The organism is Pantoea sp. 9140, assembly GCF_000745295.1.
Lineage (GTDB): Bacteria > Pseudomonadota > Gammaproteobacteria > Enterobacterales > Enterobacteriaceae > Pantoea > Pantoea vagans.
In genome coordinates, this window is sequence record NZ_JQNO01000001.1 from 2,181,762 (window position 1) to 2,203,688 (window position 21,927).

19 protein-coding genes are annotated in these 21,927 nt (G+C 59.7%); 4 read left to right on the forward strand and 15 right to left on the reverse strand.

Annotated features, from left to right (window positions below):
• Positions 1-310 precede the first annotated feature (310 nt).
• The 3 genes from FA92_RS23450 to FA92_RS10320 all read right to left on the reverse strand — a co-directional run bounded on the left by FA92_RS23450 (position 311) and on the right by FA92_RS10320 (position 3,337).
• Positions 311-466, reverse strand: coding sequence for a hypothetical protein (locus FA92_RS23450; protein ID WP_197061498.1), 156 nt, complete (start codon positions 464-466; stop codon positions 311-313).
• Positions 467-619: 153 nt separating this feature from the next.
• Entirely contained in the window at positions 620-1,732 is a 1,113-nt protein-coding gene (locus tag FA92_RS10315; RefSeq protein ID WP_033783424.1) for a beta-propeller fold lactonase family protein, read from the reverse strand.
• A 195-nt stretch (positions 1,733-1,927) separates the two neighbouring features.
• Complete coding sequence (locus FA92_RS10320) at positions 1,928-3,337, reverse strand: EmmdR/YeeO family multidrug/toxin efflux MATE transporter (protein ID WP_013358314.1); 1,410 nt, start codon at positions 3,335-3,337, stop codon at positions 1,928-1,930.
• 462 nt (positions 3,338-3,799) lie between these two features.
• Between FA92_RS10320 and FA92_RS10325 the strand changes: the two genes are divergently transcribed.
• Complete coding sequence (locus tag FA92_RS10325) at positions 3,800-5,254, forward strand: AMP nucleosidase (RefSeq protein ID WP_033783426.1); 1,455 nt, start codon at positions 3,800-3,802, stop codon at positions 5,252-5,254.
• Between the two features lie 347 nt (positions 5,255-5,601).
• Here the strand turns inward: FA92_RS10325 and FA92_RS10330 are convergent, their stop codons facing one another.
• A complete protein-coding gene (locus FA92_RS10330) occupies positions 5,602-5,805 on the reverse strand; it encodes a hypothetical protein (RefSeq protein ID WP_156105696.1) in 204 nt (67 codons plus the stop codon).
• A 360-nt stretch (positions 5,806-6,165) separates the two neighbouring features.
• On the reverse strand, positions 6,166-7,464 hold the full coding sequence (locus FA92_RS10335) for an NCS2 family permease (protein ID WP_197061512.1): 1,299 nt from the start codon (positions 7,462-7,464) through the stop codon (positions 6,166-6,168).
• Between the two features lie 422 nt (positions 7,465-7,886).
• On the opposite strand from FA92_RS10335, the gene FA92_RS10340 reads away from it, so the two are divergent.
• A complete protein-coding gene (locus tag FA92_RS10340; RefSeq protein ID WP_033783428.1) occupies positions 7,887-8,630 on the forward strand; it encodes a response regulator transcription factor in 744 nt (247 codons plus the stop codon).
• 39 nt (positions 8,631-8,669) lie between these two features.
• Here the strand turns inward: FA92_RS10340 and FA92_RS10345 are convergent, their stop codons facing one another.
• Positions 8,670-9,401: an SDR family oxidoreductase gene (locus FA92_RS10345; protein WP_033783429.1), complete on the reverse strand. Its 732-nt coding sequence runs from the start codon at positions 9,399-9,401 to the stop codon at positions 8,670-8,672.
• A gap of 135 nt (positions 9,402-9,536) precedes the next feature.
• Between FA92_RS10345 and FA92_RS10350 the strand changes: the two genes are divergently transcribed.
• On the forward strand, positions 9,537-10,421 hold the full coding sequence (locus FA92_RS10350; protein WP_072008964.1) for an AraC family transcriptional regulator: 885 nt from the start codon (positions 9,537-9,539) through the stop codon (positions 10,419-10,421).
• A gap of 52 nt (positions 10,422-10,473) precedes the next feature.
• Here FA92_RS10350 and FA92_RS10355 read toward each other — a convergent pair whose 3' ends face one another.
• From FA92_RS10355 to FA92_RS10370, 4 genes are all read right to left on the reverse strand, one after another.
• Positions 10,474-11,157 (reverse strand): D-lyxose/D-mannose family sugar isomerase, encoded by a 684-nt coding sequence (locus tag FA92_RS10355; protein ID WP_033783431.1) that lies wholly within the window; start codon positions 11,155-11,157, stop codon positions 10,474-10,476.
• Positions 11,158-11,200: 43 nt separating this feature from the next.
• Positions 11,201-12,139, reverse strand: a complete 939-nt coding sequence (locus tag FA92_RS10360; RefSeq protein ID WP_013358324.1) for an ABC transporter substrate-binding protein — start codon at positions 12,137-12,139, stop codon at positions 11,201-11,203.
• 89 nt (positions 12,140-12,228) lie between these two features.
• Positions 12,229-13,209, reverse strand: coding sequence for a ribose ABC transporter permease (locus FA92_RS10365; RefSeq protein WP_013358325.1), 981 nt, complete (start codon positions 13,207-13,209; stop codon positions 12,229-12,231).
• Between the two features lie 10 nt (positions 13,210-13,219).
• On the reverse strand, positions 13,220-14,734 hold the full coding sequence (locus tag FA92_RS10370) for a sugar ABC transporter ATP-binding protein (RefSeq protein WP_033783432.1): 1,515 nt from the start codon (positions 14,732-14,734) through the stop codon (positions 13,220-13,222).
• Between the two features lie 147 nt (positions 14,735-14,881).
• Between FA92_RS10370 and FA92_RS10375 the strand changes: the two genes are divergently transcribed.
• Complete coding sequence (locus FA92_RS10375; RefSeq protein WP_033783433.1) at positions 14,882-17,491, forward strand: ATP-binding protein; 2,610 nt, start codon at positions 14,882-14,884, stop codon at positions 17,489-17,491.
• On the opposite strand, the gene phnE (FA92_RS10380) is transcribed toward FA92_RS10375, so the two are convergent.
• The 5 genes from phnE (FA92_RS10380) to phnP form a co-directional block, all read right to left on the reverse strand.
• A complete protein-coding gene (gene phnE / locus FA92_RS10380; protein ID WP_033783435.1) occupies positions 17,445-18,329 on the reverse strand; it encodes a phosphonate ABC transporter, permease protein PhnE in 885 nt (294 codons plus the stop codon). The genes FA92_RS10375 and phnE (FA92_RS10380) overlap by 47 nt on opposite strands.
• Positions 18,326-19,186 (reverse strand): phosphonate ABC transporter, permease protein PhnE, encoded by an 861-nt coding sequence (gene phnE / locus FA92_RS10385; protein ID WP_033783436.1) that lies wholly within the window; start codon positions 19,184-19,186, stop codon positions 18,326-18,328. The genes phnE (FA92_RS10380) and phnE (FA92_RS10385) overlap by 4 nt, the downstream gene beginning before the upstream one ends.
• 94 nt (positions 19,187-19,280) lie before the next feature.
• The gene (gene phnD, locus FA92_RS10390) at positions 19,281-20,207 is read right to left on the reverse strand and encodes a phosphonate ABC transporter substrate-binding protein (protein ID WP_033783438.1); all 927 of its coding nucleotides are present in this window, start codon (positions 20,205-20,207) and stop codon (positions 19,281-19,283) included.
• Between the two features lie 26 nt (positions 20,208-20,233).
• Positions 20,234-21,064, reverse strand: a complete 831-nt coding sequence (gene phnC, locus FA92_RS10395; protein WP_013358331.1) for a phosphonate ABC transporter ATP-binding protein — start codon at positions 21,062-21,064, stop codon at positions 20,234-20,236.
• Positions 21,065-21,142: 78 nt separating this feature from the next.
• Positions 21,143-21,913 carry a phosphonate metabolism protein PhnP gene (gene phnP, locus FA92_RS10400; protein WP_033783440.1) on the reverse strand — a complete coding sequence of 257 codons (771 nt, stop codon included), beginning with the start codon at positions 21,911-21,913 and terminating at the stop codon, positions 21,143-21,145.
• Between the last annotated feature and the right edge of the window lie 14 nt (positions 21,914-21,927).

Genomic DNA, 21,927 nt, shown 5'->3' on the forward strand with positions numbered 1-21,927 from the left:
TGTAATTTCGGAAAAAGTGAAATTATCCGTAAATAATTAATCCTTAAATCAAATTCACAGCTGTCTTGCAACTTTCGCAGGATGCCGCTCTTTTTGACTGTTAAGGGAATGAAAGTATTGTCCTGCATGCATAAATATTTATACGCGCGGGATTGTTGTTACTTATAGCAGTACGCAGGTATTAACAGGTTTAAAAGCAGTGATGGCGATATCTTCGTGATCAGAGATGAGGTTTCAAATGACACTCTGCCCTGAATGCAAAAAGGCCCGCAAAGTAGCGGGCCTTTAACCGGATAAAACACAACAACCGTTATTTTTCATGGTAGCGATGCACTGCCGGATAATATTCCAGTCCAAACAGCTGGCTCAGTGGCAGCAGCAGTTCGACGTTAATATCATGTACACGCTCACTCGCCACAGGGCCGCTCAGCAGCTGTTCAAACCAGTCTATCAGTTTCTGTTTCATCTCAGGTTCTCCGCATCAGTTGAAGCCCTGAGTAAACCCGCTTATGCGCCCGATCAGAACCAAAAATTTCTGCGCTGCTTATGCCGAAAATGGCATAACGCGCCTTGCCTGGTACACCATCAGCCGCCGCCAGACACCGGCTGCTCAGAACATTTACTGCGTTATCAGCGTCACCCAGTTCGCACCTTTACCAGCTGGCGCTTCAGCGACGCGTTTAAGTTCGCCGCTGGAGGGATTGATGGCGTAGCTGCCAATCACTGCGCTCTTCTCGCCGCTGACGATCACCCATTTGCCCTGTGCATCAATCGCGATACTGCGCGGCTGTTTTTCCACCGGCCAGCTGCCGACGAGTGTTAACTCACCCGACTGTTTATCCACCCGGTAACCGCTGGCGGTGCTGGAGGTGCGCTCGGTCACATAGATAAATTGCCCATCCGGCGTGATTTTAATGTCTGCCGCCCAGATGCGCGGCGTCGGATCGCTGTAGCTCGCCGGACGTTGCTCGCCATGCTGCAGGTTATATTTCTTCGCCACCGCGTTGGGCCAGGTTTTTAATGGCGTCAGCGTGCCATCGGCCGCACGCCTGAACTGCGTTATAGTGCCGCTCATCTCCGCGAGGTTGTAGAGGAAGCGATTGTCCGGCGAAATCACGGAATGCCGTGCGCCGCTGTTCTTCTCGCCCTGCACAAATCCCGTACCCAGCGGCGTGATGGCCCCGTCACTGGCGAAGGCATATTGCAGCACCCGATCCGCGCCAAGGTTGCCAACGTAGAGCGAATGATTACTGACGTCGGTGATCACCGAATGGGCATGCGGCCCGGTTTTCACTTCGCCCGTAACCTGGGTCGTCACAATGCCTTTGTCATCAATCCGGTTGCTGGTGACGATATCGCTGTCATAGGAGGCGGCCAGCAGGTAGCGCCCGCGCTTATCGGTAGTGATCCAGGGAAAGCTGGCCGTAACCGGCGTCACCGCCAGTTTCTGCAGATCACCGTGTGGACGGGTGACGCGCCAGCTGATGATTGCGTAAGGCGGCGAGCGCAGCGCACCATAGAGATGTTTACCATCCGGGCTGGCCGCGAGCGGCATAATCTTTTTCCCGGCGGGCGTATCGCGCCGCCATTGCAGGCTGCCATTCGCCTCGCTGAGCTGATAGCGGGATACCGTGCCTGATTCGGCATTCGACACATAAACAAAGGTTGTCGCCCACAGCGGGGTGCTACACAGCAGCGGCAGAAGTGCCAGCGCCGTTTTCAGACGGATCATAAGGTCACCTTGATAAGTAGTGTCTGCGTCAATGCGCAGCAGGAATTACGCAAACCCTGCCTGATGAGACTGGCTTTGTGCAACTGACTGAAATTATACCTGAAAGCCTGGAGATGTGACGGAGATGTTATTTTAAAGGCGGGGTCTGAGAGGTGACGCCTTCCCCCGGTTAAGGGAGAAGGCATATGCATGCTGCTACCCGGTTTTCGCGATCATTTTATAGTAGCGGTTAAGCCACTTGCCGCTGTTAAGTCGCCACCAGAAGAAGATGCCACGCACCGTCCAGTCAAGGAACATCCCCAGCCAGACGCCGGTGACGCCCATGCCAAGCTGGATGCCCAGCAGATAACCGACCACCACGCGCGCGCACCACATGCTGAACATCGACACATACATGGTGTAACGCGCATCGCGTGCGCCTTTAAGGCCCGCAGGCAGCACCCATGATGCGGCCCAGAGCGGCATAAACAGCGCATTCAGCCAGAGCAGATGTTTCGTTACGTTGATGACTTCCGGGTCGCTGGTATAGAACCGCGCCAGCAACCCGGCCAGCGGCACCGTCAGCAGCGCTATCGCGCTCAGGCAGGCCGTTGCCAGCCAGAAAACATGCCGCACCTGACGCTCCGCCTGGAAGACCTGATTTTTGCCCAGACGGGTACCGGTAATGATGGTTGATGCGGAACCCAGCGCGTTGCCCGGCAGGTTGATCAGCGAGGCGACCGAGAAGGCGATAAAGTTACCCGCAATCTCACTGGTGCCCATGCCTGCCACAAACACCTGCGTCAGCAGTTTACCGCCGTTGAACAGCACCGACTCGATACTGGCAGGCACACCTATACCTAAAACTTCCATCAGAATGCTGCTGTTCCATCGCCGGAAATAGCTCGACAACGTGATTTTCAGCGAGGCGTTAAAGCCGATCATCAGCACATAAATCACCGCGATCGCCCCGATATAACGGGTGATAGTCAGCCCGAGTCCGGCACCGATAAACCCTAAACCGTCCCACGAGAAGCAGCCATAGATCAGCACGCTACTGATGATGATGTTGAGGATGTTCATGCCGCCGTTAATCAGCATCGGGATTTTGGTGTTACCCGCGCCACGCAGCGCCCCGCTGCCGATCAGTGTGATGGCCGCTGCCGGGTAGCTCCAGGCAGAGGTCTGCAGATAGCTCAGCGCCAGCGCTTTAACTTTGGGGTCGGCGGCACCGGCGATGGCATCGACGATAAGATGGCCCCAGAACTCAATGGCGATCACCAGCACAAAAGCGAGTATCGTCATCATCGCCAGTGACTGACGCGTGGCAGCGCGGGCGCGTTTGCCGTTGCGTTTTGCCAGACTAAACGCCACCACCACCGTGGTGCCGAGATCGATAGCCGCAAAGAACGAGATGATCACCATGTTGAAGCTGTCGGCCAGGCCAACGCCCGCCATCGCCTCTTTGCCCAGCCAGCTGACCAGGAAGGTGCTCAGTACGCCCATCAACAGCACACAGGCGTTCTCGAAGAAGATAGGCACTGCTAATGGCGATATTTCACGCCAGTAGAGCGTGCGATAAGAGCGGCGTTTCGGGTACCACGCCGTGCGCTTAATCGCCTGCATCACTGCTACGCCGGGATTTTGCAAAGGATTACCAAATCAGAAGAGACTGACGAGATCTAATGATGATAGTGGGCAGAGAAATATGCAAAGTCTTTCCGGGACAAATTAATCATGGTTACAAACTTTTTCGTTCAGATTCGGCAGATTCTGCCCCACCAGGCTGACCGCTGTAGCAAACCTGATTATTTCCGGGACGTTACGATCGCCTGTCATCACGATGCCGCTAGCTGCATTGTCGCTCCCTTGTCATTTGCAGCGCAACAGACACGGCGACACCGCCTGTTTCGATCATAAAGATTTTCTTACCGAATTTTAATGATGTGTGTTCCGGCTCAATGCTGCACTGGTCAGATTACGCGCGTCGTTAGCGCAAAAAAAAGGCGATCACAGATTCTTCACCAATCTCTGCAACAAACCCGCTAAGCTTGGGGCAAATTGCGGAAAAAAATGGAAGGAGAAACCATGCCGACACTACGGAAAAACCTGACCAGCCAGCAGGCGCTGGATGAACTCGAACGCCTTTACGATGGTGCCGTTGATGCGCTGCGTGCGGCGATTAAAGTGTTTACCGAAAACGGAACGCTGCCCGATGCCGCGGAACGGGAAAAAGGACTCTTTGTTTACCCGGAGCTGCGCATCACCTGGCACGGTGAAGGTCCGCAGCAGAACCGCACGCGTGCCTGGGGCCGCTTTACCCATACCGGCAGTTACAGCACCACCGTTACCCGTCCGGCGTTACTGCGCCACTATATTTCGGAACAGCTGGCAATGCTGGAGAAGGAGTATCAGCTGGAGATCGACGTGGTGCCGTCCAGCCAGGAGATCCCCTATCCTTACGTGATCGACGGTTCCGATCTGTCGCTGGATCGCACCATGAGCGCCGGTATTGCGCGCCACTTCCCGACTACCGAGCTGTCACAGATTGGCGATGAGACCACCGACGGTCTGTTCCACGCCGACGCCAAATTTCCGCTGTCGCACTTCGACGCGCTGCGCACCGACTTTTCGCTGGCCCGCCTGCGTCACTACACCGGCACCAGCGTAGAGCACTTCCAGCCGTTTGTGCTGTTCACCAACTACACCCGTTATGTGGATGAGTTCGTGCGCTGGGCGATTGAGCAGGTGCGCGATCCCAACACCCCTTACGACAGCCTGGCCTGTGCGGGTGACGTGGTGCTGACGGCCGACACCGCCAACAGCGAGTCGATGCTTTCTGATCTGGCGTGGAAGAAGCATCAGATGCCTGCCTGGCATCTCACCTCACCTAATCGTCGCGGCATCACGCTGATTAATATCGGTGTCGGCCCATCGAATGCCAAAACCATCTGCGATCATCTGGCGGTGATGCGTCCGCACGCCTGGCTGATGATTGGTCACTGCGGCGGTCTGCGCGAGAGCCAGCGCATCGGCGATTATGTGCTGGCCCACGCCTATCTGCGTGACGATCACGTACTCGACAGCGTGCTTCCGCCAGACATCCCGGTGCCAAGCATTGCCGAAGTGCAGCGCGCACTGTATGACGCCACCAAATCGGTAAGCGGCATGCCAGGCGAAGAGGTGAAACAGCGCCTGCGTACCGGCACCGTGGTGACCACCGACGATCGCAACTGGGAGCTGCGCTACTCCGCGTCGGCCCTGCGCTTTAACCTGAGCCGCGCGGTAGCGGTCGATATGGAGAGCGCAACCATTGCCGCACAGGGCTATCGTTTCCGGGTGCCGTACGGCACGCTGCTGTGCGTCTCCGACAAGCCGCTGCATGGCGAGATCAAACTGCCGGGTCAGGCAAACCGCTTCTATGAAGGGGCGATTTCAGAGCATCTGCAGATTGGTATCCATGCGGTTGAGCTGTTGCGCGCCGAGGGTGACAAGTTACATTCACGCAAGTTGCGGACGTTTAATGAGCCGCCTTTCCGGTAGGTGTATCGCCGCTGGCTCGGGGAGTTTTGTTCGCTGCGCGAACGAGCTCTGAGCGGGGTTTCGTTCGCCTGATCAGTTGGGCAGTTTCAGACACGCCTCTGCAGGCGACCGACAAGGGGCGCCAGTCGCCGCGCCCCTTGACCCCCGGCTCCGGCCTGCTTCACCGCCGCTTCGCGGTTCCTTCGCTTCTTCCGGATTTCTCCCGGACCGGCAGGACGCGCCATCCCTGGCGCGAACCCGCCTCTTCGCGACATCCCTGTCGCTCGTCCTGAAATCCCTCATCCGCTCAGCGGTTCAGATGGCCTCCCTGCCCCCTCGCTGTTATCTCTTCTTTCTGTGTTGGCACGTTATCGCTTTACGTTTCCGGGATTGGCTCTGGCTTTGGCTTTGGCTTTGACTTTGGCTTTGGCTTTGGCTTTGGCTTTGGCTTTGGCTTTGGCTTTGGCTTTGGCTTTGGCTTTGGCTTTGGCTTTGGCTTTGGCTTTGGCTTTGGCTTTGGCTTTGGCTTTGGCTTTACAGTTCAGCAGACAATACAGCACTAGAGAAAACAAAAAGAAATCACAGGCGGGGGTTTCTCAGAGGCATCCGAAGCGCTGAGGAACAACCGGAGGCGAGGATGAGCCGACAGGACGTCGGCGAAAGGACGGTTCGCGCCAGGGATGGCGCGTCCGGACGGTCCGTCGGCCGCAGGGCGTGACGAAGGCACCCCGCACAGCGGGGCGCGCAGGCTGCCGGACGCCGGGATTGTTAAGGGGCGGGCGTCCGCCCCTTGACGCGTCCGCCTGCATGGGCAACCTGAAACTCCCCATCGCCTGGCGGGCGAAACCTGCTCAAAGCCAGCCCGCTGCAACGCGTACCCCGCTCATACCTGCCCGCCGCGAGGCGAAACTCACCCCGCCGCCAGGCACCCATCAGGCACTTAACCACCCAAGCTTAATCACAAACAGAATCGACAGGATCACCAGCGCCGCATTCACCTCTTTCGCACGACCGCTCAGCAGCTTCACCAGCGTCCAGGTAATAAAACCAAACGCGATGCCGTTAGCAATAGAATAGGTCAGCGGCATGGTCAGCGCAGTCACGGTAACCGGCACGGCCGTGGTGATATCTTTCCAGTCGATATCTGCCAGTCCCGATGCCATCAATACCGCCACAAACAGCAGCGCAGGCGCAGTGGCGTAAACCGGCACGCTGGAGGCCAGCGGCGAGAAGAACAGTGCCAGCAGAAACAGCACACCCACCACGATCGCGGTCAGTCCGGTACGGCCACCGGCACTCACGCCCGCCGCCGATTCCACATAACTGGTGGTGGTCGAGGTGCCGAGCAGTGAACCAAACAGTGCAGCCGCACTGTCGGCAATCAGCGCACGCCCCATCTTGGGCACATTGCCCTGCTCATCCGCCAGACCGGCACGTTTAGTCACGCCCAGCAGCGTGCCGGTGTTATCAAACACATCGACAAACAGGAAGGCAAAGATCACGCTGATCAGGCCGACGTTAAATGCCCCGGCGATATCCAGCTGCAGGAAGGTCGGTGCAATCGACGGCGGCGCAGAGAAGACGCCCGCGAACGGAGACAGACCGATGCCCATCGAGATAAAGGTCACCAGCAGGATGCCGATCAGCACCGCACCGGTCACGCGACGCGCTTCCAGTACCACGATCACCACAAAGCCAAGCATCGCCAGCAGCGGACCCGGTTTGGTCAGATCGCCAATGCCCACCAGCGTCGCCGGGTTATCGACCACAATGCCCGCCCCTTCCAGGGCAATAATCGCCAGGAACAGCCCGATACCTGCACCAATCCCGGCGCGCAGCGGCAGCGGGATACTGGCAATAATCCACTCGCGGATTTTAAACAGCGACATCGCGAAGAAAATCACCGCCGAGAGAAACACCGCGCCCAGCGCAACCTGCCACGTGTAGCCCATGTGCAGCACCACGGTATAGGTGAAGAAGGCGTTCAGTCCCATGCCGGGTGCCAGCGCGATCGGGTAGTTAGCGATCAGCCCCATCAGCACGCAGCCAATCGCCGCCGCCAGACAGGTCGCGACAAACACTGCGCCCTTATCCATGCCGGTTGCGCCCAGAATGCTCGGGTTCACAAACAGAATATAGGCCATCGCCAGGAAGGTAGTGATCCCGGCGATAATCTCGGTACGAACCGTGGTGTTATGCGCTTTGAGTTTGAATAGTTTTTCTAACATCATCATCTCTCGATACAGGAGACAGCCGTCTCTCTTGCCAAAGGGGTTTGTATGCTGATTATTCTGTTTCCGGGATATGGATGCTGGCCGCTGCATACTTGCGTGCCAGAACCGCCTGAAATCCCTGCGTTACCCACTGCCCAAAGCAATTGCCATGCCATCTGCCGACGCAATCGATTACCTGGCAGAGCCAGACACGCCTAAGAAGATTCCGAATCAAAACAGGGCGCGATTATGGTGCAATGCACCGATCCCGCGCAATCGTTTTCCTGCGGCAAATCAGCAATCGCCAAAAACTCTGCGCCAGCGCACGCTTCCGTACTCTCACAGGCGAAGCTGGTCACGTTTCAGTACGCTGCCTCAGCAACCTTCTCTGGCCTGTGTAGACTCCAGAATTAACTCTTTCGTAACATTGAGGCCGCGCCATGAAGCCAGCGATTTTGGTGGTGGATGATGATCCTGCTGTCTGCGACGTCCTGCAGGATGCGTTAAGTGAACATCTGTTAACGGTCTACCGCTGTCATCAGGGACGCGAGGCGCTATCGATGCTCAGCGAGCACCCGGAGATATCGCTGGTGATGCTGGATATGATGCTGCCCGATACCAACGGGCTGCTGGTGTTGCAGCAGCTCCAGCGTCAGCGACCCGAGGTGCTGGTGATTATGCTGACCGGTATGGGGTCCGAAGCGGAGATGGTGGTGGGTCTGGAGATGGGCGCAGACGACTACATCGCCAAGCCTTTTAATCCCCGCGTGGTGGTGGCCCGCGCCCGTGCCGCTTTGCGCCGCAGCGGGCGTATTGTACAGGCCGATTCAGAACAGGCGGGCTGGCGGTTCGGCGGCTGGCAACTGGACGATGGCCGCTGCCAGCTGTTTAATCCGCAGCGCGAACTGGTGCCGCTGACCCAGGGAGAATACAGCCTGCTGCGCGCGCTGGTGCGTCACGCCCGTAAGGTGCTGACCCGCGATCAGCTGCTGGAGCTGACCCACAGTGAAAGTCTCGATGTGTTTGACCGCACCATCGACGTGCTGATCATGCGACTGCGCCGCAAAATTGAAACCAACCCGCATCAGCCTGACCTGATCCGCACCATCCGCGGGCTGGGTTACGTCTTTTCCGCTGACGTAATGAAACCGGAAATCGCGCCGCGCGCCAGCCAGATCGCCTGAGTCAATCTGAGCGGCCTGCCAGTGACAGGCGTAATCACCTCAGTCGTCACACGTTCCGCCCCAGGCACGCGGCACCAGATCCCCCTTCGCCTCTCCGCTTTCGACCATTGCCAGAATTTTTTCCGCCACGCGCTCAGGCGCGTGCGCGAATGCGGCGCTCTGCTCAGCCTGCGCAATCGCGGCTTCCTGTCCCGACTTCACCGACTGATAAAATTCTGAGCGGGTCATAAACGGATACACCGTGGAAACCGTAATCCCGGCCTCAGCCAGTTCCAGCCGCGCCACGCCGGAGAGCATATTCAGCCCCGCTTTGGAGCTGGTATAGGCCGCCGACCCTGGATACGTTGCCAGCGTCGCCCCGGAGCTAACGTTGATAATGCGCCCTGCGCCCTGCCGCCGCATTGGTGGGATCACCGCATGCATCATCATCAGCGGGGTAATCAGGTTCAGCTCAAGCAGCGCCCTGAAATCCGCCGCCTCTATTTCCTCAACCGCCGCGTACAGCCCCTGAACAGCATTATTGATGAGCACATCAATCTGGCCAAAGCGTGCCAGCCCCTGTCTGACTGCGTTTGCAATCTGGCCAGGCTGAGTCACATCGCAGGCTACTGCCAGCGCTTTGCCTGATCCATCCGCGAGAGCATCCAGTCGGTCTTTGCGTCGTGCCAGTAAGATAACCCGCGCACCCGCCTGCAGCGCCGCACGCGCCGTGGCTTGACCAATCCCCGATGATGCGCCGGTAATCATGATTACTGCTTCTTCAATTTTCATTTCATACCATCCTGCTCAAAGACCAGAGAGCGAGAATAGTCCTCAGCCAGTTGCGCGGCGGCTGCAATCCTGCCTAAAATTTGCCCATTCCTGCTTTTCTCCTGTCAGGCGCTGAATCCGCCGGAGTCACGCAATATGAAAGGCCTTGAAGCGTTAAGAGATGAGGTGCTGGCGTGCGCGGCAGACGACCTCACTGCGACGACGATTCCGCGCGTGGATCTCTATCGCGTCAGCCAGCCGATGGCTCTGCCGCCAGAAATCTATCTACCGTTCGTCAGCCTGATCCTGCAGGGAGAAAAAAGGCTGCAGGTAGGTGCACAATCCATCCGCTATTCCGCAGGTGAGATGTTTACCGCGTCGTTCGATCTGCCCGCCACTGGCGACATCACTGAAGCCAGCGAAGCCTCGCCCTATCTCGCCGTACGTCTGACGCTCGATTTCGCCGCCATCAGCGATCTGCTGCATCAGATGCCTGTGACCGCTCTTCCCGCTACGAACAAAGGCATTTCGGTTAACAGGGTGGATGATGCGCTGGCGGATGCCTGGCTGCGGATGCTGCGCCTGCTGGCAAAACCGGAGGAGATCGCGGTGATGGCGCCGCTGGTGGAGCGCGAGATCCTATATCGGCTGTTGCAGGGTACGCAGGGCGGCGTGCTGCGTCAGGCAGCAGAGGTAAACGGGCATTTTGCGAAGATCAGAAAGGCGCTGGTCTGGCTGCGCACACACTATGCCACCGCGTTTCGCATTGAGACGCTGGCAGCAATGGCGGGCATGAGTCTGTCGGCCTTCCATCGTGGCTTTCGGGCCAGCACCGGGCTTTCGCCGCTGCAGTATCAAAAACATCTCCGGCTCTATGAGGCGCGCAAAGCGCTGGTGCTGCGGCCCGGCAATGTCGCCGCCGTCGCGGCAGATGTGGGCTACGAGAGTCTGACGCAGTTTACCCGGGAATATGCGCGCCTGTTCGGTGAACCGCCCGCACGCAGCATCAGAAAACTCAGGCTGACCGGCACTGAAACATGACAGGTAAGCGAACTTGATGCGCCCTGCCATTCTGCGCTCAGTGGAGGGCAACTCACAGAAAGCCGTTCGCATAGTCATTACACAGCAGCCAGCGCGGCGCTTCATCTTCATTCAGCGGGTTGAAACGGGCCAGCGGCGTCAGAAATACATTGTCATTTTCGTCATCGTTGGGCATCGATACCTCACCCACCAGCACGTCGCCGAAGCCGTTTTCGCCCCAGAAACTGTGCCAGACGCCCGCCTCCAGCGTCACGCTTTCACCCGGAGAGAGTCGCAGCTGTGTTCCGGCAACATGGATCTGGCGCAGGCCATCCAGCGACACCGCCACTGGCGAGTCTGCCAGCCCGTCGCCGTCGCGGTTATGCAGTTCGACAATCAGGTTGCCGCCGCCGCGATTGATAATGTCTTCCATCTTGCGCGGATGATAGTGCATCGGCGTCAGCTGCCCTTCGCGCACGTGCATGATCTTCTCGGCGTAGGATTTATGCCACGGCTGTCCGCCTGGCGAGCCGTTACGCAGCGTAAACAGCGTCAGACCAGTCTGCATAAAATCTGCCGCGTCAAAGCTGGTGAGATCCCAGCCCAGCCGTAGCGCCAGAATCTCCTGTATCACGTCGCGATCCTGCGCACGCCACTGGCTGACGCTGTAATCGGCCCACGGCGGCAGATGCACATCCTGCTGGCGGAAGAACTCGCGGGTATGCTGCAGGTAGTCATTAACCTCTGAACGTTGCATGGTGGTCTCCTGAGGGCGGCACCCGAAGGTGCCGCCCTGACGCTTATTTCACCGTCCAGCCCTGATAGCTGCCGATATTATTACGATCGATCAGTTTCACCGGGATCAGCACCGGTTTATCCGGCGCGGGTTTGCCCTGCAGAATGTCATAACCAATCTCGACCGCTTTGGCTGCCATGACCTGCGGGTCCTGGGCTGGCGTGGCGACGAAAAGTGAGTTTTTGCGCTTCAGCGCCTCTTCCCCGTCCGGCGATCCATCGACGCCCACGATAAAGAATTCGCTGCGCTGCGCCTGTTTCGCGGCTAAGTCCGCGCCAATCGCAGTCGGGTCGTTGATGGCAAACACGGCGTCAATTTTCGGGTTAGCCGAGAGCAGACCGGTCATCACTTCCAGTCCGCCTTCACGACTGCCTTTGGCGTTCTGGTTGTACGAGAGCAGCTTGATGTCCGGATGGGTTTTCAGCTCGTTCATGCAGCCTTCAACACGGTTCTGTACGGCTGAAACCGGCGGTCCGTTGATGATAACCACGTTGCCTTTGTTCTTCAGGCGGTCAGAAATATATTTACAGGCCATTGCGCCCGCCTCGGTGTTATCGGAGGTGATGGTCGCATTGGCGCCATCGGCGGCCACGTCAACCGCCACCACCACGATACCGGCGTCACGCGCCCGCTTCACCGCCGGGGCGATCCCTTTGGAGTCCGCGGCGTTGAGGATAATCATGTCGACTTTGGCCGCAATAAAGTTATCAATCTGGCCGACCTGCTGACCGAGGTCGTAGCCGCTGGAGACCAGCGTGACATTGACCTTATCGCCCGCCAGCTGACGCGCCTTCATCTCTGCGCCTTTAGTGATCTGCACGAAGAAGGGGTTAGCCAGGTCGCCGACCGTGACGCCGATAGATTTGAGTTCTTTTGCCTGAGCCAGGCCGGTGCTGAACAGCGTTGCCGCCAGCAGCCCGGTTACAATCGGATTAAAACGCATAGACCTTCTCCTGCTGTTTTCAAGGTGCCAACCGCTTAATGGCGTTTTTGGGTGGCGGCGGCGACACGGCGCATCCGCCCTTTAGAGCCTCAGCTCACATGATGACGGGTGCGGTATTTGTCGATCAGGACCGCGATGATGATCACCGCGCCCTTGATCACCAGCTGCCAGAAATAGGAGACGCCCATCAGCGTCATGCCGTTATTCAGCGTGGCGATAATCAGTGCGCCAATCAGGGTGCCGGTGATGGTGCCGATACCGCCGACAAAGCTGGTGCCGCCAAGGATCACCGCCGCAATCGCATCCAGCTCATAGCCGACACCAAGATTGCCGTTGGCGCTGTAGAGCCGCGAGGCGCTCATTAAGCCGCCCAGCCCCGACAGCAGGCCGCTCATGCCGTAGACAAACAGCAGCACCACGCCAACCTTGATGCCGGTAAGACGCGCCGCCTGGATGTTGCCGCCGACCGCGTAGATATGAACGCCCAGCGTAGTGCGACGCAGGATGAACCAGCAGATGGCGATCACCGCAAAGGCAATCACAATCAGCCACGGCACCGGCCCAAGATAGCCGTTACCAATCCACTCAAAGTTAATATCGGAGTTAATCACCGTGGTGCCGTTCGCCAGCAGATAAGCCGCCCCGCGCAGCGCGGTGTAGGTGCCGAGCGTGACGATAAAGGGAGGCAATCCGGCCCAGGCGACCAGGATACCGTTGAACAGCCCCATCACCAGACCCGCGCCCAGCGCCATCGGAATGGTCAGCGAGGCAAGCATCGGATCCAGCGACGCCACCAGCGCGACCACTGCCGTGGTGCCCAGCATTGACCCTACCGACAGGTCGATACCGCCGGTCAGAATGACAAAGGTCATGCCCGCCGCCAGCACGATATTGATCGACGCCTGGCGGGTGATATTCAGCAGGTTCGCTTCGGTAAAGAAGTTCGGCGTAACGAAACCAAACACCGCCACGATCAGGATCAGAATCGGCAGGATACCTACCGTTTGCAGCAGATCACCCATCAGGGCGCGTTTCAGCGTCGGCGCGTTAGTGCGGGCCAGTTGTGACATGGTGGTCTCCTCAGATTTCGCCTGCTGACGTGCTGTGCGCACCGGTTGCCAGCGTCATAATATTTTCCTGACTGATGTGGCTGCCCTCCAGTTCACCGACGATGGTGCCTTCGTGCATCACGTAAACGCGGTCGCTCATGCCGACCACTTCCGGCAGTTCGCTGGAGATCATTAAAATCGCCACGCCCTGCCGCGCCATCTCCTGCATCATGCGGTAAATCTCGCTTTTCGCGCCGACATCGACGCCGCGCGTCGGCTCATCAAGGATCAGAATGCGCGGACCAATCGCCACCCAGCGCGAGATCAGCAGCTTCTGCTGGTTGCCACCTGACAGGCCGCCCGCCCGGACCTGAGCGTGCGGTACACGAATATTGAGGGAGGCGATCGCCTCCGTAGCGATGGTCTGCCCTTTGCGGCGGTTGAGCATCCCGTAACTGGCGTCGCGCTCCAGCGTCGCCATTACGATGTTCTCCTGCGCCGCCATCTCCAGAAACAGCCCCTGCTCTTTGCGGTTCTCGGTGAGGAAACCGATGCCGCGCGCAATCGCATCGCGCGGGGAATGAATGGTGACCTTCTCGCCGTCGATCCAGATCTCGCCCTCTTTCGGCTTATGCACGCCGAAGATCAGCTGCGCCAGTTCGCTGCGCCCCGCACCCACCAGCCCGGCCAGGCCGACAATTTCCCCTGCCCGCACAGCCAGACTGCTGGGATGCACTTTGCCGCCGTCGGTCAGATGATTCACCGCCAGCCGGATGTCGCCCAGCGGGATAGCGCGGTCTTTGTTAAACAGGTCGCTGAGCGGCCGCCCGACCATCATCCGCACCAGTTCGCTGGCGTTGAGCTGGTCACGCGTCAGGCTGCCGACATACTCCCCGTCACGCAGCACGCTGACGCGGTCGGACAGCTCATAGACCTCCGCCATACGGTGACTGATGTAGATGATCGCCATGCCTTCGCTGCGCAGCCGTTTAATCAGCGCGAAGAGCTGTTCAGTTTCACGGTTTGAGAGCGCGGCGGTCGGCTCATCCATCACCAGGATGCGGCTGTTGCGCTGCAGTGCGCGGGCGATCTCGACCTGCTGCTGCTCGGCGATGCTCAGACGACTGACAAGATCCCAGGCGCTGAACTGTGCGCCGAGCCGGTCAATCACCCGCTGCGCCTCTTCGGCCATCTGCCGCCGCTTCACCAGCCCGCCGGGCGCGATTTCACTACCCAGAAAAATGTTCTCCGCCACCGTCAGGTTGGGTGCCAGGTTGATCTCCTGATAAATCAGGGTGATCCCGGCAGCCAGCGCCTCTTTCGGCCCTTTAAGGGCGTACGGCTTGCCTTCAATGAGAATTTCCCCGCTGCTGGCGGTATAGGCACCGGCCAGAATCTTCATCAGTGTGCTTTTACCCGCGCCGTTCTCTCCCATCAGCGCATGAACCTCGCCCGGATAAACCGTGAGATCGACGCCCTTCAGGGCATAAAAATTGCCGAAGCGTCGGGTAATGCCCCGCATTTCCAGTATCGGTGTGGCTGTCATCGCCCTGCTCCTGCGGACTGTGGATAGCCGCCAGTTAAGCAACGCCAGATAAACGGAAAATGTCAGCGGCCATTCATATTTGTCATAAATGCCCGACGCCGCGCTCCTATACTCGGCCCACGGTTGCCGTGAAGAAGAGGTCGTGGGATGCAGCACAGTTATCCGTGGCAGGCCGGGGCGCGTGGCCGCCTGTTGATGTTCAATCTGCTGGTGGTGTTGGTCACGCTGATGGTGAGCGTGGTGGCGATCGTCGGCTTTCGTCATGCCGGGGCGATTCAGGAGCAGGCACAGGCGCAGACGCTGGCAGATATGAACGGCAGCCTGGCGCTGGCACGCGACACCGCTAACGTCGCGACGGCGGCCGTGCGGCTGTCGCAGGTGGTCGGGGCGCTGGAGTATCAGAGCGAATCACAGCGGCTGCAGCAGAATCAGCAGGCGTTACAGCAGTCGCTGAGCCTGCTGGCGAGTGCGCCGCTGGCGGCCCGTCAGCCGGAGCGCATCGCCCGGATCCGCGCCCGCAGCCTGATGCTGGAGCAGACGATTAACAGCCTGCTGCTGAACAGCCATCAGCGGCATCTGCAGCGCAACAACATGCTGAGCGATCTGTGGCAGACGCAGATTCTGCTCAGTCATATCGACCAGCGGGTGCAGCGGGAACAGCGGACGCGGCCGGATGCCGCACTGCGCGAGCAGACCGAACGGCTGATCACCATCGCCATCCGTACGCCCTCGCCCATCGCCGTGATTGAGCAGCTTCAGCAGATCATGACGCAGTGGCGCACGGTGCCGCTGACGGGTGTCACCGGCGAGCAGGTACAGCGGCTGCTGGCCACTCAGCAGCGCCTGCTGCCACTGGCGGAGGCGCTGGAGCAGAGTGACCTGGCGATCGCCTACGCCACCTACCGGATTAAAGCGCTGGTGGCGATGCTGAACGACGATATCAATGCGTCGGTGCAGCAGGTTGCGTTGCAGAGCGAGGCGCGCACCCAGGCCACCCACCACGAACTCGACTCCATCATCAGCTTTATCGCGCTGTTTGTGCTGCTGGCGCTGGCGATCACCGGCTATGCCGGGATCTATATCTATCGCAACCTGGGGTCGAGCCTGACGGCGATAGCCGGGGCGATGACGCGGCTTGCGCAGGGTGAGCAGAACGTCAGCGTGCCGGGGCTGCAACGGCGCGACGAGCTGGGCGAGCTGGCGCGGGCGTTTAACGTCTTTGCCCGCAATACCGCCTCGCTGGCCCACACTTCGCGGCTGCTGAAAGAGAAAAGCAACCAGCTGGAGTCCACGTTCCTGGCGATGCGCGACGGCTTTGCCCTGTTCGACAATAACGGTCAGCTGGTGGTGTGGAACGCCCAGTATGCCGAGCTGCTCGGCATTGCGCCGCGTGAGCTGCATCGCGGCGTTCATTATCAGCAGTTGCTGGCCCCGCTGGCGGTCGATCTGCACGATCCCGGTGAACCCCAGGAGATCCGGCTGACCGATGGCCGGACGCTGGAGCTGCGCTTCAGCCCAATCCCGCGGCGCGGCATGGTCAATACCGTGCTGGACCGGACCTCGCGTAAAACGCTGGAGGAGGCGCTACAGCACAGTCAGAAGATGAAGGCAGTCGGCCAGCTGACCGGCGGCCTGGCGCACGACTTCAACAATCTGCTGGCGGTGATTATTGGCAGTCTGGCGCTGACCGAAGGTCAGCTGATGCCCGGCCCGCTGGCCACCAGGGTAGAACGGGCGCGGCAGGCCGCCGATCGCGCCGCCCAGCTGACGCAGCGTCTGCTGGCGTTTTCACGTAAGCAGGCGCTCTATCCGCGCGCGGTGTCGGTGGTCACGCTGGTGGATAACCTGCAGGGGCTGCTGCAGCACTCGCTGCTGCCGGGACAGCAGCTGATCATAGATGCGCAGCGTCCTGGCTGGCTGGCCTGGATTGATGCCAGCCAGCTGGAGAATGCGCTGATGAACCTGGTGGTGAACGCGCGCGATGCGATGCATCAGCAAAGCGGTGAAATCCGGCTGCGCATCTGTAATCAGCGCCAGCCGCAAGGGAATGAAAAACGTGACAGGGTCACAATTGAGGTTATCGATCATGGCTGCGGCATGTCCGCCGACGTTCGCGAGCAGGTTTTCGAGCCCTTCTTCACTACCAAAGCCACCGGCAGCGGCAGCGGGCTGGGGCTGTCGATGGTTTACGGCTTTGTGCGGCAGTCAGGTGGGCAGATTGAACTGGAAACTGCGCCGGGCCAGGGCACTACGGTGCGTCTGCTGTTGCCGCGCGCAGCGGAAGCCACTGCCACTGCCGTCATCACCCCGCCACCGCCAAAGCCCGCCGAGGCAGAGGCAGCGAACAACCGGCTGATACTGGTGCTGGATGATGAACCGGCGGTGCGCCAGACGCTGTGTGAGCATCTGCATCAGCTGGGGTATCTGACGCTGGAGTGTGGCGACGGTGAAGCGGCGCTGGCGCTGCTGCGCCAGACGCCCGATATCGACCTGCTGATCAGCGACCTGATGCTGCCCGGCGAGATCAATGGCGCGGAAGTGATCCGCCAGGCGCAGCAGAACTGGCCGCAGCTGGCGACGCTGCTCATCAGCGGTCAGGATCTGCGCCACCAGCCGGTGACGCTGCCGCTGTGCGAACGGCTGGCAAAACCCTGGCAGCAGGCTCAGCTGGTGCAGGCGCTCCAGCGCGCCTGGCAGCGCAGCGAACGGCTTAATCGCGCGCAGCAGGCTGCCACAGCGGCACCGGCTTGCCACTGATGTAGCGCTTACGCAGGCGGCTGGAGATCACATCCATCACCATAACCACCACCACCAGGATCAGCGTCAGGAACATCACCACGTCCCAGTTCCACAGCCGCATGTTCTCGGCGTAGACCAGGCCGACGCCACCCGCACCGACAAAGCCCAGCACCGCCGCAGAGCGGGTATTGGACTCAATCTGGTAAAGGCTCAGTGCCAGGAACTGCGGGAATGACTGGGTGAAGATGCCGAACCGGTGTTTCTGCAGGCTGTTGGCGCCGACCGCGCCCAGCCCGCGACTGGGTGAGCGCTCCACCGCTTCGTGCCCTTCGGCATAAAGCTTACCGAGCAGTCCCACATCCTGCAGGATAATCGCCAGCACCCCGGCCAGCGGCCCCATCCCCACCGCACGCACGAATATCAGTCCCCAGATCGCCATATCGATACCGCGCAGCACATCGAACAGACGCCGCACAAGGAACGCCAGCGGCTTCGCGGCGCGATCGTGCATCACATTGCGCGCCGCCAGAAACGACAGCGGCAGCGCCAGCAGCGAGGCCGTCAGCGTCCCGGCAAAGACAATCCCTAAAGTGATCCCCACCTGTGAAAAATAGTAGCCAAACGGCCAGTTCAGGAAGCCGTGCCAGACAAACATCCGCAGGAAATAGTGCCCCAGTTGCTGGCAGCCCATCAGCAGGCGCGACCACTCCAGGCCAAAGACCGAGAAGAAAAAGAGGTAATAGAGCAGCACCGCCAGCGCCATCAGCCCGATGCGGCGCAGATAGCGCGGCTGCGCGGCGAACAGTTCACGATGCTGCTGCTTCAGCAGTGCAACATCCGGTACGTGGCTTATCATGTCCGATCTCCTGTGACACGGCGACGAAGCTGGCCGGATAGCGTGTCCAGCAGTGACACCACGATCAGGATCAACAGCAGCGTAATGCTCACCTGATCGTAGCGGTCCAGTTTGATGTTGGTCATCAGCTCCTGGCCGATGCCGCCCGCGCCGACCAGCCCAAGAATGGTGGAGGAGCGAAAGTTAATCTCCAGCCGCATAAAGCTGTAGGAGAGAAAGATCGGTTTCACCTGCGGCCAGAAGGCGAAGCGCATCCGCTGCAGCTTACTGGCACCGCAGGCGGCCAGGCCACGCACCGGCTTATCCGACGCCGACTCAATCGCCTCGTAAAACAGCTTGGTCAGGCTGCCCACGGTGTGCAGTGCCAGCGCCAGAAAGCCGGGGATCGCCCCGATGCCAAACGCCATGACAAACATCACCGCCCATGCCAGCTCTGGCATGGTGCGCAGAAAGGCAACAAAGGCGCGAATCGTCATCCGCACGCTGACCGGCGTCTGGGTATTATCGGCGGCAAAAAAGGCCAGTACCACTGCCAGGGCGACGGCCACCAGCGTCGAAGCCAGCGCCAGCTGCAGCGTTTCCCAGATCAGCGGCAGCTGAATCGGCAGACGGTAGCCCCAGTAAGCCAGCGAGCCTTCGGTCTTACCGTCGGCAAACAGCAGCGGCAGATGCAGCACCGGCAGGATTTCGTGCAGATAGTCGAAGAAGTGCGGCAGTGACTGCCAGACGGTGAGCAGATTAAATTCTGCCACTCTCCCGGCCGCCAGATAGAGCGCCACCAGCAGTAGTGCCCAGAGCAGCGTGTCACGTTTCTGCTGGCGGCGGATGCGTTGGTAATAGTGTTCGAAGTCGGTCAAGGGGGTTCTCCGGCGCTAAAGCAGCGGGACGCAGGCGGGGTTGCCGCGTCCCGCCTTCCCCGCCTGGGCGGGGAAAGTCAGGGCGTCGTCGGCCTTAGCCGCGGCTGCCTTTCATCAGGTCACGCTTCATATCGATAATACTTTTATAGTCCGCAACGGTCGCCTCACCGATATGCTGCTGGCCCCCCACCGCTTTCACGAAGCAGGCGTGATCTTCCTTATCCAGCTTTTTAATTGCCGACACCACTTTCGCTTTGAAGTCAGCGGGCAGCTTGTTGCTGACCAGCACCGGCCCGTTGGGGATCAGTGGCGACTGCCAGATGATGCGGATCTGCTTCATCAGGTCCGGGTGATCCATGCGGATCAGACGGCCAAACGCGCCAGAGGTGTAGCCGCTGTTGTAGTCACCGACCAGTGAGGTCCAGGTAACCGCGCCATCAAACTGGTTGTTCAGCACGCCCAGAATGTCCTGCTCATGGCCGCCGGAGAAGGTGACGCTGGAGAAGGTGTTGTTATATTTGTCATCCACCGAGCCGCCGAACATCTTCTTAAACGCCTGGTTGGGCATCAGGAAGCCGGACGTCGAGTCAGGATCGGCCATGCCGAACGATTTGCCTTTCAGGTCTTCCAGCTTTTTATACGGGCTGTCCGCTTTGACGATGACGACAGAGTGGTAGCCGCGTGACTGATCTTTGTCATCGACTACGATGCCGACCACATCCACCGCTTTCGGGTCCTGAAGGTAGACCGAGGCAAACGAGGCCGGTGACATGCTCAGCACCATATCGATCTTGCCGCCCAGCAGGCCCTGGATCACGCCCGAATAGTCTGAGGCGTTGCGCATCTGGGTATCCACACCCAGCTCTTTATCAAAGAAGGTCTTCACACACTGATTGTCGCCGATCTGCTGGGTGGCGTTCTGCCCACCCAGAATCCCCAGATTAAGCTGTTTTGGCGCATCCGCTGCGCTGACACCCAACGCCATGACACTGGTCAGAAGTGCTAAAGAAGTCAGTTTCATTCGGAATTATTCTCTTGCTGTGGACGTTAATGGATTTGGTTAAGTTCATCGCCGTACAGCTGGTGAAGCAGGCTGTCGGTGAGTCGGGAAGGATGTCCGTCAAACAGCACCACGCCGCGCTGAATGCCAATCACCCGGGTGCAGTAGCTTTTCACCAGCTCAATTGAGTGCAGGTTGACCATCACGCTGATCCCCTGCTCGCTGACCTGACGCAACACATCCATGATGCGTTTGGTATTTTTAGGGTCGAGTGACGCCACCGGCTCATCGGCCAGCAGAATTTTCGGGTTCTGCATCAGGGCGCGGCAGATCGCCACGCGCTGCATCTGCCCGCCTGAGAGGTTTTCCGCCCGCTGCAGCGCCTGCGGCAGCATGTTCATCCACTGCAGCAGTTCGATGGCGTGCGCCCGGTCCTCGTCAGAGAAGATTTTAAAGAAGGACTTCAGCGTCCCGGTCTGGCTCAGACGGCCCAGCAGCACGTTGGTCAGCACGTCGAGTCGCGGCACCAGACAGAAATCCTGAAAGATCATGCCGCACTGGCTGCGCCATTCGCGCATCTGGCGGCTGCTGAGCGTGACCACGTTACGATCGGCTTCGCCTTCATGCAGGCTGATAATCGCGCCGGACGTGGCATTAATCGTGCCGTTGAGCATATGCAGCAGGGTTGATTTACCCGCGCCCGAGCGGCCAATCACCGCCACCAGCTCACCGGCGTGCAGGTCGAAACTGACCTGATCCAGCACCTGGGTGTCGCCATAGGCTTTGCTCAGTTTCTGCACCGACAACACTTTTTGTCCGCTGAGGCTGGCCGGTGGTGCATCGTTATCGACCACCGTTTTCAGAAGTGCCTGTGCCATGCTGTTCTCCGTCATCGCTGATTGCGTCTGCCGGTTATTAAGGCGTGACGCGATGAACGCGGGATGACAGCGAGATGATCAAACCGTGACAGGCCAGTGCGCACCGCACAGCAGCGTCTGGCCATCACGGGCAGGCTGCACACCCTCAGGCAACGGATTTTCTGCTAACCAGTTATCCATCTCATGACTGAGATGGGTCAGCCAGGTCTGACGCGGCTGAAGCAGCGCCGCAATCGCCAGCGCCCGGGTCACATCATTGTGGTTGCCCGCCTCTGCACGCGGCGGGTCGTTGCAGTCAATCACCAGCTGATCCAGCGGCTGGCCGCGCAGGAAATCGGCGGTGTCGGGCGGCAGTCCGCAGGTGTCGCACAGCCAGGCGAGCCGGGTGTCGTGCCAGTCGAACAGATAGCCGTGTGTCAGCTTCGAGTGCTGCAGCAGCAGCGGCGTGACCTGCAGTTCACCAAAGGCGTGCGCCACAAACGGCGTTAAGGCGGGACGGAAATCGAGCAGGCCGGGGTGTTTGTAGAGGTCGTCACAGCCGCGTGGATCGGGCGGCCCCCAGACCGGAATCGGTGTGCCCTTTCCCCAGCGCAGCGCAAACAGGCCCTGCACATGATCCATGTGGTAATGGGTCAGCAGAATGCGCGTCAGCGTGCCGGGCGGAAAGCGCGACGCCAGCAGCGGCAGACCGGCATCCAGCAGGATGCGCTCGTGGCCGAACGCGATCAGCGCGCTGCAGGGCGCACGCGCATGGGTGCTGTTGCGCTGCGCCCGCTGACAGGCGCGGCAGTCGCAGCCCGGCAGTGGCGCGGCCGTCACCCCGCCGGTGCCGAGAAGAGTGAGTTTCATGGATGCGCCTCCGG